13 protein-coding genes and 2 tRNA genes are annotated in these 13814 nt (G+C 61.8%); 9 read left to right on the plus strand and 6 right to left on the minus strand.

From position 1 onward, the window contains the following. Window positions 1-6: 6 nt before the first annotated feature. Window positions 7-1101 (minus strand): LysR substrate-binding domain-containing protein, encoded by a 1095-nt coding sequence (locus LB566_RS18720; protein WP_224625463.1) that lies wholly within the window; start codon window positions 1099-1101, stop codon window positions 7-9. Window positions 1102-1165: 64 nt separating this feature from the next. Next, on the minus strand, window positions 1166-2461 hold the full coding sequence (locus tag LB566_RS18725) for an amidase (protein WP_224625464.1): 1296 nt from the start codon (window positions 2459-2461) through the stop codon (window positions 1166-1168). Window positions 2462-3011: 550 nt separating this feature from the next. On the opposite strand from LB566_RS18725, the gene LB566_RS18730 reads away from it, so the two are divergent. The 3 genes from LB566_RS18730 to LB566_RS18740 all read left to right on the plus strand — a co-directional run bounded on the left by LB566_RS18730 (window position 3012) and on the right by LB566_RS18740 (window position 5281). Continuing rightward, window positions 3012-3797: a transporter substrate-binding domain-containing protein gene (locus LB566_RS18730; protein WP_140551543.1), complete on the plus strand. Its 786-nt coding sequence runs from the start codon at window positions 3012-3014 to the stop codon at window positions 3795-3797. 73 nt (window positions 3798-3870) lie between these two features. Beyond that, entirely contained in the window at window positions 3871-4593 is a 723-nt protein-coding gene (locus LB566_RS18735) for an ABC transporter permease (protein WP_140551438.1), read from the plus strand. A 1-nt stretch (window position 4594) separates the two neighbouring features. Continuing rightward, the gene (locus LB566_RS18740) at window positions 4595-5281 is read left to right on the plus strand and encodes an ABC transporter permease (RefSeq protein WP_224625465.1); all 687 of its coding nucleotides are present in this window, start codon (window positions 4595-4597) and stop codon (window positions 5279-5281) included. A 446-nt stretch (window positions 5282-5727) separates the two neighbouring features. On the opposite strand, the gene LB566_RS18745 is transcribed toward LB566_RS18740, so the two are convergent. Next, window positions 5728-5802, minus strand: a tRNA-Asn gene (locus tag LB566_RS18745). Between the two features lie 221 nt (window positions 5803-6023). On the opposite strand from LB566_RS18745, the gene LB566_RS18750 reads away from it, so the two are divergent. Next, window positions 6024-6284: a hypothetical protein gene (locus LB566_RS18750; RefSeq protein ID WP_140551440.1), complete on the plus strand. Its 261-nt coding sequence runs from the start codon at window positions 6024-6026 to the stop codon at window positions 6282-6284. A 52-nt stretch (window positions 6285-6336) separates the two neighbouring features. Here LB566_RS18750 and LB566_RS18755 read toward each other — a convergent pair whose 3' ends face one another. Further along, entirely contained in the window at window positions 6337-6588 is a 252-nt protein-coding gene (locus LB566_RS18755; RefSeq protein ID WP_140551441.1) for a hypothetical protein, read from the minus strand. A gap of 221 nt (window positions 6589-6809) precedes the next feature. On the opposite strand from LB566_RS18755, the gene LB566_RS18760 reads away from it, so the two are divergent. The 4 genes from LB566_RS18760 (at window position 6810) to LB566_RS18775 (ending at window position 10290) form a co-directional block, all read left to right on the plus strand. Further along, window positions 6810-6883 (plus strand) — tRNA-Cys (locus LB566_RS18760). A gap of 89 nt (window positions 6884-6972) precedes the next feature. Then, window positions 6973-7641: a protein-L-isoaspartate O-methyltransferase family protein gene (locus LB566_RS18765; protein ID WP_224625466.1), complete on the plus strand. Its 669-nt coding sequence runs from the start codon at window positions 6973-6975 to the stop codon at window positions 7639-7641. 178 nt (window positions 7642-7819) lie between these two features. After that, window positions 7820-9199, plus strand: coding sequence for a TolC family outer membrane protein (locus tag LB566_RS18770; protein WP_140551544.1), 1380 nt, complete (start codon window positions 7820-7822; stop codon window positions 9197-9199). A 257-nt stretch (window positions 9200-9456) separates the two neighbouring features. Then, complete coding sequence (locus LB566_RS18775; protein WP_224625467.1) at window positions 9457-10290, plus strand: PopZ family protein; 834 nt, start codon at window positions 9457-9459, stop codon at window positions 10288-10290. Window positions 10291-10334: 44 nt separating this feature from the next. Here LB566_RS18775 and LB566_RS18780 read toward each other — a convergent pair whose 3' ends face one another. Both LB566_RS18780 and LB566_RS18785 read right to left on the minus strand, forming a co-directional pair. Next, window positions 10335-11588: an MFS transporter gene (locus tag LB566_RS18780; RefSeq protein WP_224625468.1), complete on the minus strand. Its 1254-nt coding sequence runs from the start codon at window positions 11586-11588 to the stop codon at window positions 10335-10337. After that, the gene (locus LB566_RS18785) at window positions 11585-13105 is read right to left on the minus strand and encodes an FAD-dependent oxidoreductase (protein WP_224625469.1); all 1521 of its coding nucleotides are present in this window, start codon (window positions 13103-13105) and stop codon (window positions 11585-11587) included. The genes LB566_RS18780 and LB566_RS18785 overlap by 4 nt, the downstream gene beginning before the upstream one ends. 43 nt (window positions 13106-13148) lie before the next feature. Between LB566_RS18785 and LB566_RS18790 the strand changes: the two genes are divergently transcribed. Next, a complete protein-coding gene (locus LB566_RS18790; protein ID WP_224625470.1) occupies window positions 13149-13646 on the plus strand; it encodes a MarR family winged helix-turn-helix transcriptional regulator in 498 nt (165 codons plus the stop codon). Window positions 13647-13814 lie beyond the last annotated feature (168 nt).

The raw sequence follows: 13814 nt of genomic DNA on the forward strand, positions 1-13814 counted from the left end.
AGGCTTTCAGCGGTGAATGGAAACAGTTCTATCGGCCTGACGGCGAGGACCCAGCGCGGTGATTCCTGCCTCAACGCTGTTCATAAAGGTTCGCGTCGTCTGGATGAGATGCTCGGTGAAGGCATCCGCCGCCGTCGATGCAATGACACCCCACGGCCGGTAGACGCTGAGATTCAGATCAAGACGTGGCCGGAAATCCCTGATCTCGATCGGCAGGTCGCGCGCCAGCCACGCCGAAAGCCTGTCGACGACGCTCACGCCCGCACCGGACGCGACAAGGGCGATGCAGGCACTGGACAGGCTGGCCTCTACCTTCAACAGACGTCCCACCCCGCGTTCTTCGCACAAGGCATCGAGTTGCTGCCGCATCGGATCGGCGGAGCCCATCGAGATGAAATCGAGACCGTCGAGATCTTCCGCCTGCACCACGTCGAGTTCGGCCAGACGGTGACCCGCCGGCATGACGCAAACAGGCGGCGTCGCTGTCAGCGCTCGCCTGACGATTGAAGAATTCTCGTCCGATGCCGTTACGCCTATTCCGATGTCGAGCTGATTGCGGCTCGCCCGCTGCACCACCGTGGCGGAGCTGCGGATATCCAGGGAAATCGACACCGACGGATGCTGTTTTGAGAAGCTCGTGATGATGGACGGCAGCAGCGTGGACCCGAAAGCCGGGAGCGCGCAGATGTTCAGCCTGCCACTGCGCAACTCGCGTATCTCCCTCGCGGCGCGCGAGATGCCGCGCGCGGACTCGAAAACGCGCTTCACCTCGGCATAGAGCATGTGTGCTTCAGGGGTGGGGATCAGCCGCTGCCGGCTTTTCCTGAACAGCTGGAAATCCGCCTTCTCGCTGAGTTGCTGGAGCATCTTGCTGACAGCCGGCTGCGTGATGTCGAGTGCGTCGGCCGCCTTGGTGGTTGTTCCATGCAGCATGACCGAAGCGAAGACCTCGATCTCGCGAGGCGTAAACTCTGCCTCCTTCGTGACGGTGTCCTTTTCGCCAAATTTCATGCCCGCGTTACCTTGCCAGGCAGCTGGATCGCTGTGCCGAAACAGCCAGCTGCGAACGCCAAGATTAATGGGAAGGGCCGGATGTTCCAAGAGGTGCGCGAAGGAAGTTTATTCCTGGAGGTTATGAACTTTCAGCGATTTGGCGGAACTGATTTCAGTTGCTTGTCAACATTTCGGCGAGGTCGAGCAAACCGGCGTCCTGACGCGGACCTGAGGCAAGTTGCACCGACACCGGAAGCCCGCCAGGAACCGGCAAAGGAATAGCCAGCGCCGGCATGCCAAGCATATTTGCCCAGCGGCGGAAGCGGCCGCCGGCCATTCCCCACGGCACCATTTCCCCATTCACCTCGGTAAGTTCGTCGGAAAGCCGCGGCGCCGATCCAGGCGCCGTAGGGATGGCAAGAGCGTCCAGGCCCGCGATTTTCTCCAGAAACCGGCCTCGGACGTCGTTACGGATTGCGATGGCGCTATCATAGGCGTCGGCATGGACACGAATGCCGTCCCGCAGGAATGAGCGAACCGCGTCGCCGACCATGTCCGGCTTCTGATCGATGGCATTGCGGTGGATTCGCGCGAACTCGAATTGGAGGATTGTCAGTCCCGCGGCGACGAACGCCTCCCTGTCGTCGAAGGAGATCTCGACCGTGCGCACTTCGGGACGATCGAGCATGGTAGCCATCGCGACATCGACAGACGTGTCGACAGCAGCACCGATCAACTCGGGGCAGATGCCGATGGTGATGTCGGTTCTCGTCTTGCTGCCCCCGCTTGCCGACGAGGCGAGCCGTTTTCCGGCAAGCGCCTCGGTCATCAGGCGAACGTCCCTGACCGAGCGTGCAAGAACGCCGACGCAGTCCAGCGAAGGCGCTATGCTCATGACGCCCTGCACGGCGATCAGATCATTCGTCGGCTTGTAACCGAACAAGCCGGTTGCAGCAGCCGGGGATCGGTTTGACCCGCCGCTGTCCGTGCCAACCGCTGCCAGGCAAAAACCGGCTGCGACCGCTGCGGCCGAGCCGCTGCTCGTCCCACCTGTCCCACGGTCCGGATCAAGCGGGTTGGCGACCTTGCCGAACCAAGGGTTATCATGACCGCCGACGCACAGTTCGTGCAGGTTCGTCTTGCCGATGATGATGGCGCCGGCCGCCTGAAGATTGGCAATGCACGTTGCCGTTTCCGTCGCGACGTGGTCCCGAAACAGCCGGGAGCCAGCCGTTGTCGGCCAATCCTTGACATCGATAACGTCCTTGACCGTGATCGGCACGCCATGCAGCGGACCGCGCCATAGACCGGATCTGATTTCGCGTGTGGCCTGAAGCGCGGCGTCCAGGGCGCCAGCTTCGTCCACGAATATGATCGACTTGATGTGTTCATTCAGTTCCTGGATGCGCTCGAGGCAATCCTCCACGATTTCCACGGGCGACAAGCCGGCGGCGATCTTTTCGCTCATCTCCTCGATCGATCGGCAAGGGCTGCTATTCATATGACGACCTTAGAGCGAACGGGCCTGACCGACTGCATTGCGGCCGGCCGGAACCAGCCGACGATGCCACATCAGAAATTTGGTGGACAGTCGCGAGCTTATTCCCGTGGACGCGGGACTATCGCTGAAAACTCATAGTCGCGATCAATGGCGGCGTCGTGAACCGTTCAATTCAGCCCTGTCCTCGCACGCGCCGATCAAGGAGCGCCGATCGTTTGCCGGTCGCCGGACTGCGTCACTCGAAGGGGCTATCGCTGTCATAACTATTGGTGATGAACCGCACGGCAGGGGGCATTAGATCGAGATCATTCGAACTGTTAGCGTTTTCAAACACCGCCCTGAAAGAAGGTCGACTGAGCCGAATGGCCAAGTTCGCATCGCCGACATCCGTACCAGTCCACGATGCGAGATGCTGCCAGCTGGCCACGGGCCGACGCCGAAAGATCGGCACATGCCCGGCGACCAGCATCATTATTGCGGAAGATACAAATCCACAGAAACAAAAAGGGGAACAATCATGAAAAAGCTTGCACTCGCCTTGTCACTGATCGTGGCGGTATTTGGCGCCGCCAACCCATCGTCGGCGGCCGATGACGTCATCCGTTTCGGTGTCGCCGCGGAGCCATACCCGCCTTTCTCCGTCAAGGATGCCAGCGGCACCTGGCAAGGCTGGGAAATCGACCTGATGAATGCCGTTTGCAAAGAGATGAAGGCGAAATGCGAGATCGTCGATATCGCCTGGGACGGCATCATTCCCGCGCTGTTGGCCAAGAAATTCGACGTTATCTGGAGCTCGATGTCGATCACGGACAAGCGCAAGGAGGTGATCGATTTCACCGACAAGTACTACTATTCGCCCAACGTGCTTGTCGGTGCCAAGGCGGATACGCGGCAGTTCGACGTGACCAAGCCGGAGACATTCAAGGGGATCGCCGTCGCGGCACAGAGTGCCAGTCTGCAGGCGACCTACATGCAGGATAAGTTCAACGGCATTGCCGAAGTGAAGATCTATCCAACACTCGATGACGAAATCGCCGACATCCAGGCCGGACGCGTGGATCTCATGGCGGCGGCAGGCATCCAGATCCAGGATTTCTTGAAGAAGCCGGAGGGCCAGGCTTATGAAATCAAGGTGACGCTGCCGCATGAGAAAATGTTTGGATACGGCGACGGCGGCGGCCTGCGCAAGGAAGACAGCGCTCTGAGGGACCGCCTCAATGCAGCACTCAAGGCGGTGCGCGCCAGCGGCGAGTATGACACCATCACCAAGCGCTATTTCGATTTCAACATTTACGGCGATTGATCGTCTGGTTCAGGCCCGGGGACGGCCGCCACGGGGCGGCCGTCGCCATCTTCATTGAACTGGAACGCGCTGTATGAACTCGACCGTGTCTTGGGCAACCCTGCTCAGCTTCGGGGACAAGGGCTGGGGCGACGAATTGCTTCTTGGCGCTTGCCTGAGCCTTGGAATTTCGATCAGCGCCTATCTCGTGGGCCTGACCCTCGGCCTCATGGGGGCGGTGGCCAAGATCTCGAAGAGCCGCGTGGCCGCCTCCGCAGCCGTTGCCTATACGACAATCATCCGGTCCGTCCCGGACATTCTCATCATATTTCTCGTCTACTATACCGCGACGGACGCGTTGCGCTGGGCCGTGAGCCTGGCGGGACTGACTTCCGAATTCCAGGTCAATGGGTTTGTCGCCGCGACGCTGTCGCTTGGGATCGTTCAAGGCGGCTACAGCACGGAGGTCCTGCGTGGCGCGATCGTGGCCATCCCGCGAGGTCAGGTCGAGGCAGCCCATGCACTCGGTCTGACACGGCGACAGACGTTCTTCCTGGTGACCGTGCCGCAAATGGTTCCCCTGGCCTTGCCTGGGCTTGGCAATTTGTGGCTGGTCGTCTTGAAGGAAAGCTCACTGGTCAGCCTGATCGGCTTTACCGAGCTCGTTCTCGCCGGCAAGATGGCTGCCGGCGCGACGCGCGACTACTTCATGTTCTATTGCGCGATCGCGTTCGTATTCCTCGCCATGTCGGGCATATCGGCGATGCTTTTCCATGCCCTCGAAACAGCCACCGTCCGTGGCGGGAGGCGGGGCTAGCGTGACTGAGTTTGGAGCGTACCTTGCCAATCAGCTTCTGGCCGGCGTGCAGGTCACCATAATCCTGTTCCTCGGCTGTGCGGCGGTCGGCAATTTGCTTGCCATCCCGGTTGCACTGGCCCGGTTATCCAACAGCAAATGGCTGCGATATCCTGCGGTTGCGTTTATCCTCGCGTTCCGGGGGACCCCGCTCCTGGTCCAGCTTTACCTCTGCTACTTCGGTATCGGCCAAATTCTCTCGGGTATCCCCTCGATCCGCTACAGCCCGCTGTGGCCCATTTTGCGAGGCGCAGACTTCTATGCGTTTTTTACCCTTTCCCTGAACACCGCGGCCTACTGTGGCGAGATTTGGAGAGGGGCGATACAGGCCATTCCAGAAGGGCAGCGGGAGGCCGGCCAATCGCTTGGCCTGTCGAAAACACGGATCATGATTTCCGTCCTTCTCCCGCAGGCTTTCAGGTTGGCGTTGCCGGCGATCGGCGGCCAGAACATCCTGCTTTTGAAGGGGACCGCACTGGCGTCGACGATCACGGTCTTCGAACTCATGGGTGCGGCGAACCTCGTTCGCGCGCAGACATTTCGGGTCTACGAGCCTCTGTTCGCCGCCGCGCTAGGATATTTCCTGCTGGCGGCATTGATCACTATCGGCTTTGGTTTCTTCGAGAGACGGCTTGCTCGACAACATTGAGCGGAACGGATCGGTGTATCGAGCCGCTGCGTGGAAGGCGGCGTGACCTTCAGGCACGCCTTCGCCATAGAATCGCGCCGCTTCGATGACCTCGCCAAAGCCCATTTTGCGAGCAGCGGCTATCTCGTTGCGGAACTGATCCCACTCTATCGGGGCCGTTGGCGCGCTTGAGCGCGTCGGACAAAAAACTTCTCGGCCTCTGCATGAACCCCAGGGCATTTCTTTAGGGCCTGCTGGTCAGTGGCACCAAGCGGGCACGAGGTGTTCTCGCTCGCCCAAAATGGCCCGAAGTTCTTCAAGGATTTTGCGCCTTTAGCGCCATCCGGCTTTGCCGCGTTTCTGAATGTGGTTCACGTCGATCTTCATAGCCCAGTGTACCCCGCAGTGTACCTCTGGGAAGCGGAAACCCTTGCAATGCTTGGGTTTAAAGACATTTCTGGATTAAGTGGCTCCCCGGGCCGGATTCGAACCAGCGACCAACCGGTTAACAGCCGGTTGCTCTACCACTGAGCTACCGGGGAACAGAGGCTCTCATGCGAGTGGCGCAGCCTATAGCAAACCCTTTTCGGCTTTGCAAAGAACCATTTCGCATTTTTCCGAGACTTTTTCGCTCAGGCGTTTCTCGCAATCGGCGGCGTTCGTCCTCATATTAGCCTCCTTGCGAGGGGCGCGGAACCGAATGCGCGGTCGCGGCTTTCCTCAAGTGACACCCTCAAGCCACCAGACGGACCAGCCATTCGAGATGACGGCAGCAGAAGAAAACCAGGCAACGGCGCGAAAGATATCAGTCTTCGGGCGCAAGTTCACCATGCCGCGTTCGCGCGGCCTCAGGATTGCGATCGGCGTGCTTTTGACGATCGGCGGCATTCTGGGGTTCTTGCCTGTTCTCGGTTTCTGGATGGTGCCGCTCGGACTTTTGGTGCTCTCCTACGAATTCGCCATGGTGCGCCGCCATCGGCGCCGGTTCGTCGTCTGGTGGGAACGGCGGCGCCGGCCGGATTGATCGGCCACACGGGGCCTTGCCCGGCTTCGTCGCGGCGACCTTTGGGGCCGAATCAAATCGCAGCGCTATCCTGCGTTCCAGTGCTCGCCTCCTCCGGGGCGTCCTGCTGGCCTGCTTTCAGATCCTCGCTGATTTCCTTCAGGACGGCGGAAGCCGAGGCAAGGCGCGCGCGGTCGCGCGGCGAAAGCCGGCCGGTGCCTTCTATCTTGAGGCAATCCATGGCGTAGCGCACCAGCTCCTCGCATCCCAGCAGCGGCGAGCTGTCCGCATTGTTGGTCGACTCGTCAGGTTTGGCCAGCTGCATGGCGTAGTCCTCCTCGGCTTCAACGCAGCCCGGTGCGCGGAGTTTCTCTCGATCATCCACCATGCTTAACGGCTTGCTAACGCAGCTCGAACCGCCCTGTCTCGCATTTAGAGCGGGGTGCGGGGACTGGCGCAGGCGAAACCGTCGCGAATGCATTGTCGCCGCTTGACGGCTTTTTCGCCGCAACCTATTGGAACCGGGTGGAACGCCGGGAGCAACGAGGCCTCGTGGCGGAGTGGTTACGCAGAGGACTGCAAATCCTTGCACCCCGGTTCGATTCCGGGCGAGGCCTCCAATCTCCGGGCTCCCGCGCGTCAGCGCAGGGGCTCGCCGTTCCCGTCTAGATGAACCGCGATGTGGCGCGGCAAGCGGATTGGTTGGGACATGAGCGCTGATTTCTCCGAGCTTCGCGTCAAGATGGTCGATGGTCAGATCCGCACCACCGACGTGACCAGCACGCCGCTGCTCGACGCCATGCTTTCCGTCCCGCGCGAGCTTTTCGTCGACGAACGCCAGCGCAATCTCGCCTACATCGACGAAGACATCCGCATCGCGGACGGCCCCGGCGGCGCGCGATATCTGATGGAGCCTTCGCCGCTGGCCAAGCTGATGCAACTGGCCGAGATCAGTCAGGCCGATTCGGTCCTCGATATCGGGTGCGGCACCGGCTATGCCTCGGCCATCCTGTCGCGACTGGCGGGATCCGTGGTGGCGCTTGAAAGTGATTCGGCGCTGGCCGAAACCGCAAAGTCGGTGCTTTCATCGCTGGGCTGCGGCAATGTGACCGTGGTCCAGGGCCCGCTGCCGCAGGGATATGCGGCCAAGGCGCCCTACGATGTCGTCTTCGTCGGCGGCAGCGTCGGCAAAGTGCCGGCGGCGCTGCTCGACCAGCTCGCCGAAGGCGGCCGCCTCGTCGCGGTCGAAGGGCAGGGCAATTCCGGCGTGGCGCGGCTTTTTTTCAAAGCAGGGGGGGTTGTAACCGGTAGACGGGCATTTAATGCGGCAATTAAGCCACTACCCGGGTTCGAACGTGAGCATGCTTTCGAATTCTGAATGATTTGGCCTTGCAGCAGAGGCTTTGTCATGGTCGCTTGCATTTGAACAATCGTTGCTGATCCCAATGGGGGCACTTTGGGCCGAGCGACAGGGAACATTCTGACACGCCGCTCCGGTTCTCAAAGGAGAAGCCGGTGCGGTGTGGTTCCCATGGAAAACGAATGAGGGTTTAATGGTGCCGTCTCTACGCAAGTCACTTTTCACCGCCGTCCTCGTTTCGGCGACCGCGCTTTCCCCGCTGGCCGCCTCGGCCGAAACCATCTCCGGCGCGCTTGCAAAGGCCTATCAATACAATTCCTCGCTGAATGCCTCCCGAGCCGGCGTACGCGTCACCGACGAGAGCGTGGCCATCGCCAAGTCCGGCTGGCGCCCGACCATCACCGGGACGGCCGACGCGAATTATGTGAATACCCGTGCCAGCGGCGCCAACGTCAAGACGGGGTCGGCCAGTGTGGGCATCGTCATAAACCAGAGCCTGTTCGACGGCTTCCAGACGAGAAACAATGTGGCGGCAGCCGAATCGCGGGTCAAGGCATCCGTCGAAAGCCTGCGCAACACCGAGGAGAACACGCTGTTGAGCGCGGCCACGGCCTATATGGACGTGATTCGCGACCGGCAGATCGCGGTGCTGACGGAGCAGAATCTGCAGTTCCTGACCGAGCAGGCGCGCGCCGCGCGCTCGCGGTTCGAGGTCGGCGAAGGCACGCGCACCGACGTTGCGCAGGCCGATGCGTCGCGCGCTTCCGCCGTGGCGTCGCTCAGCGCCGCTCGCGCGCAGGCGCTGGCAAGTGCGGCGAGCTATCACCAGATCGTCGGTGACGAGCCGGGCAAGCTCAGGCCTGCCTCGCCATTGGCCAGGCTGCTGCCGCCGAGCCTCGATTCGGCGATTGCCATCGCCTCGGCCGAGCATCCGGCGATCCTCGCCACCCAGCATCTGGTCGATGCGGCCGCGTTTTCGGTGAAATCGTCCGAGGGCGCATTGCTGCCGCAGCTTTCCGCGTCGGCCGGCATTTCGGAGGATTATCTGCATCGCAATCCCGACCTCCAGGGGAGCAACGGGGGTTCGACCTCAGCCAACATCGGTGCGACACTGACAATCCCGATCTATTCGGGCGGCCGCACCTCGGCGGTCGTGCGACAGAACAAGGAATCGCTTGGCGAGGCCCGCATCCAGGTCGATGTCAGCCGCGACCAGGTGCGCCAGGCCGTCGCCTCGGCGTGGTCGCAATACACCGCCGCGCAGCAGAGCGTCGCCGCCAACAGGCAGGTGATCGACGCCGCGCAACTGGCGCTGAACGGTGTCATCGAGGAACGCAATGTCGGCCAGCGCACCACGCTGGACGTGCTCAACGCGCAGGCCACCGTCATCACCGCCAAGATCAATCAGGCAAATTCCGAGCACGACGTGGTGGTGGCAAGCTATGCCATCCTGTCGGCGATCGGCCGCCTCTCGGCCGAGCGCCTTGCGCTGCAGGCGACGAAGTACAGGCCTGAAGAGCACTACAACGCCGTCAAGGACAAGTGGATCGGCCTGCGCACGCCGGACGGCCGCTAAGCTCCACAGATTCGAGTAGTTCTCTAGAAGCGGGCCGGCGTTCGATCGAAACGCGGGGCCGCTTCATTGTTTGCGCAACTGCGCCGGCAAGCCGTCACATGCTTTTCGATGAATTTCGCTAATCTGTTGAAATCCCACATGTCCCCAGAATGGGGATTCTCGTACGGCGATCCGTCGGTTACGCTGTCGCATGATTCGAATCCGGCTTTTTCCGGAGCGGAAATCTGCAACAGGTCACAAGGGCGGCGGATGTGACGATGGCAACGGCAAGCAGCGCACAGCGCGAACCTTCCATGGAAGAGATACTGGCTTCCATCAGGAGGATCATCGAGGACAGCGACAGCGGCCGCAAGCAGCCGGACGATGCCGATGACTTGCGGCAGGATCTGAAGCCGGCGGCGGGTGCTGCTCCCGACGTCGATGCGTTCCGCGCCGAATTGCATGCCGCTCCCGAGGTCAGGAAGCCGGTCACGTTGGCCGAGGTGCAGGCACAGACATCGGCGGCCGAACCGACGGTCGCGCGCATGGAAGCGCCGGAGCGAACCGATCCCGTGACGCCAAGGGCGTCGATGACGCTTGCCGAGGTGAGCGCCCGGATCGCCGCCGAGCCGCTTCCCGCCGAAAGAACCGACAGGCCCGCGGCGCCCGAGGCCGGCGCGGCAAGCGATGCCATCGTCGCCGATTGGCGCCGCGAGATCGCGGCGGTCGGCGAGCAGGCGAAGGCGATACCAGGCATTCGCAAACCAGTTGCCCAGCCCGAAGCGCCGGTGAACGAGCCGATGCCTGAGCCGGCGTTCGAGCGGGCCCCTTCGATCGCCGCCCCGGCGACCACCGATGAGGCGGGCAAGGCGGCGGATGAAACGCCTGCGGCCCGTCCGGCAATCCTTTCCGAGCATACGGGCCGGCAGGTCGCCGCGGCCTTTGGCGAACTCTCCGACGCCTTTGCCAGCCGCAGCAAGAAGACGTTCGACGAGATGGCCGAGGAGATGCTGCGGCCGATGCTGCAGGACTGGCTGGACAACAACCTGCCGACGCTGGTCGAGCGCCTGGTGCGCGAAGAGATCGAGCGCGTGGCGCGCGGAGGACAGTGATTTTCCCGGACGCCTTAGGCAGCTAGTTGGACACCGTTGCACATTCACACTGGCGGCGCAGGCACGGCAATCTCGGGGTCGGCATGGCGAGGAAGGCGGGTGGCTGCAATGATCGCTCCGACGATGGCGATTGCCACGACCACGCCGCTCCAGGCTTCATATAGGCCCAATCCAAGGATAAAGCCCGCCAAAACCGGTGAAGCGATATCCGTTACCGCGACCAGGGCTTGACCTGTTCCAATGGCGACCCCTTGTCGCTCGGACGAGACATGGACTGACAGCGCCGCGAGATAGGTGGGCTTGGCAAGAGCGTCGCCCGTACTGATGCAGAGCACGGCGAAGGCGAGCACGGGAATTGTGCTCGCCATCCCGGCGCTGACGAAACCCGTGCAAATGAGGGCGAAGATCAGGATGATCAGTCGACGCTCTGAGAAAAACCGACCGAGCCATCTGAGCAGGAAAAGCTGAACGAGGATGTTGATCACACCGTCCGCCGCGATGATGTAGCTGAACTCGCGTGGTCCGAGAGCGTGGCCGTTCCAGACGAACCTGTCGGCAAGAAAGATCGGAAGCTGCGAGGTGTACATTCCATAGGCGAGGAAATGGCATAACATCACCACCATGAGCACCCGGATCACCGGAGAGCTGGTTACCGCCCGCAATGAGATTTTCTCCCGATCGGCCCCATCCGCGCCCTGTCCCATCACCTTGCCGCCGTTCAGGCCGAAGGTCGTCACGACAACACCGGAAGCCGACAAGGCCAGTGCCATATAGATCGGGGTGGTCAGCGATATTTCCGACAGAATGCTTGAAAAACCTGCACCGATGGTTCCTCCGAGACCGAGACCGGCGTTTACGACGCCGATCGCCTGGCGTCGGGTCATCGCCGAACTATTGTCTGCTGCATAGGCCGCCGCAGCCGAGAAGTTGCCGGCGGTGAAACCGAACAGGAAGCGAGCAAGCAGGACGGTCAGGATGCTCTGCGCCTGGGCGAGCAGCAGCAGGCTGACGACTGCCACCATCTGGCTAGCCAGAAGAACCCGCTTGCGTCCGAAACGGTCGGAAAGCTGGCCGAGCAAAGGCGATGCAGCGGACTGGCTCAGCGCCTCGGTGGAAAGGACGAGGCCAAAGACGAAAGGGCTCGCCCCCATCTCACGCAAATAGAAAGGCAGGACGGGTAGAACCGCACCGATCCCGGCGGCATAGAGGGTGACGACAGCGAATAAAGGCAGCATCAACCGCCAGTCGAGCCTGTCCGGCGCGCCAACTTCGTTCTTCGAAGACATCTCGACGCTCATTTCGGTTCTTCTTCGGGTTGGACTAGGCCCATGCGGGCCAGATAGATTTCGAGCTCCGCGGTCCGGTCCGCGCCAAGAATCGCGATCGCACCGACATACCCGTCCGGCCGGATCAGCACACACTCGCCCGGTGCCAGTGCATAAGCATCGCGAAGGTGTCCCCAGGCATCGATGACATCGCCTTGCGGGCCGATGTAGTGGACATGCAGCCCCTGGCGTGGCGCAACCGTCTCTCTCCCGGCTCGATGAACAAGCAGCGTCCAATGCGGCCCTTTGAGCAGTTGGAACAGTCGCCATGGTTGGCCCGCCGCGCCCCTGATTTGGGCATCCGGCGCGCGGTCCCCCGCACGCGGGCCGCTGCTGCGTTCGGCCAGTTCCCTGGAGAGCGACGAGTCCGGATAGCCGATATCGAGCTGGCGCACCTCGCGGCCGCGGTGCATTCCACCCTGTTTCTGGGCGTCGAGCAGCCGCGTCGAAAGGCCGAGAACCGATTCCGCGACTGGACGCCGTTCCTGCTCATAGGTGTCGAGCAGGCAATCATCCGCGCCGCCAAGCACGGCGGCGAGTTTCCAGCCCAGGTTATAAGCATCCTGCACGCTGGTGTTCAGGCCTTGGCCGCCGGTTGGCGGATGGATATGAGCCGCATCCCCGACGAGGAATACCCGATCGACCCGGTAGCGATCGGCAAGCCGGGCGTTCATCAGGTAGGCCGATGCCCAGGCGACCGAATCCACCTGCACGTCGGCGCGGCCTGTCCGCTCACTAATCAAGCGCCCCAGTTGTTCTGCCGAGAGGTCCACTTCGCCGTCCAGCGGAATGGGTGCCTGAATCTGGAAGAGATCGGTTCCGGCGAGCGGGCAAATCGCGACCATTCGCTCCATGTCACCGTCGTTGAACTGGTGCCACGCATCGCGGTCCAGCCCGGTCAACAGCACATCCGCTACGACCGCACGCACGCCAAGCGTCTTGCCGGGGAAATTCAAGCCGAGCGTGCCGCGCACGAAGCTGCGCCCGCCGTCCGCTCCGACAAGATAGCGTGCGCGAACGGTTTGCTCGCCATTCGGCCCCGCAAGACGTGCCATGACACCGTTTTCGCCTTGCTCGAACCCAACCAACTCACGTCCGTACTCGACCCTATGGCCTAGTTCTGCCAGCCGCTCTCGCATGATCCGCTCGGTGAGGAATTGCGGAATCATCAGCGCGATAGCGTAAGGCTCTGCCGGCGTCGGATCGGGGCGCTCGCCGGTGTCCTTTTCGATATAGCTGCCGTCATCGCCATACACGCGCATCGGCGGATAGACGCCGCCTGCGGCAACGACCCTGTCGAGAATGCCGAGGTCTTCGAAAATCTCCTGTGTCCTCGGCTGGATGCCCTTGCCGCGCGAGCCACGGAAAGGTTCGCTCATCTTCTCAATGAGCTGGAAAGATATACCGCGCCGTGCAAGCTCGATCCCCAGCGTCAGGCCAGCCGCTCCCGCGCCGCAGATGAGCGCATCTGCCGCAAAACCGTTTGTCATGTCGATCTCCTTGTGTGTAAAATGCACATAATGGAGAGTCGGAGTGCCGTCAATGAAAAATGTGAAAAATACACATATTGGAAGTCATCAGATTCGCGAGCTCCACGGAGCGCTGATCGAGATTGCCAGCCTTATGAACCGGCCTCAGCGCGATGAGCAGATGGTAAAGGAGGCCGGAATTGCGCTCGACCGCGCACTGTTTCCTCTGCTGGTCGGGATAGAGCGGCTTGGGCCGATCGGGATAGTGGACCTCGCCGACCGGGCTGGCCGCGATTACACCACTGTCAGCCGTCAGGTGGCGAAGCTCGAAAGCCTTGGCCTGGCCGTGCGCCGGCAGAGCGAGACAGACCGCCGCGTGAACGAGGCCGTCGTCACGCCAAAGGGCAAGGCGATGACCGACAAGATCGACGCTGCACGAGAGAGAAACGCTCGCGCCATTTTCGAAAGCTGGGACGCGCACGACATCGACGAACTCGTGCGGCTTATGCGCAAGTTCGCCGACGCTATGAAAGAAAAGCCGGAGGACTCCAGCGCGCCCTGAGACGTCGCGCTATTGCTCGTTTCGTAGACCCGAGCTGGCATTTGGGATTGGGCGGCGTCGGCGTGCAATGCCTCTCCGGCTGGAGCCGGTGACAGTGCCGACGCCACCAGGGATTGTCGCATACGGGACAGACACTATCTGAACGGTGATCCTCTTTCTGTTGTGCCG

Origin of the sequence: Mesorhizobium sp. CA13, from assembly GCF_020165235.1 — a bacterium.
Taxonomy (GTDB): domain Bacteria; phylum Pseudomonadota; class Alphaproteobacteria; order Rhizobiales; family Rhizobiaceae; genus Mesorhizobium.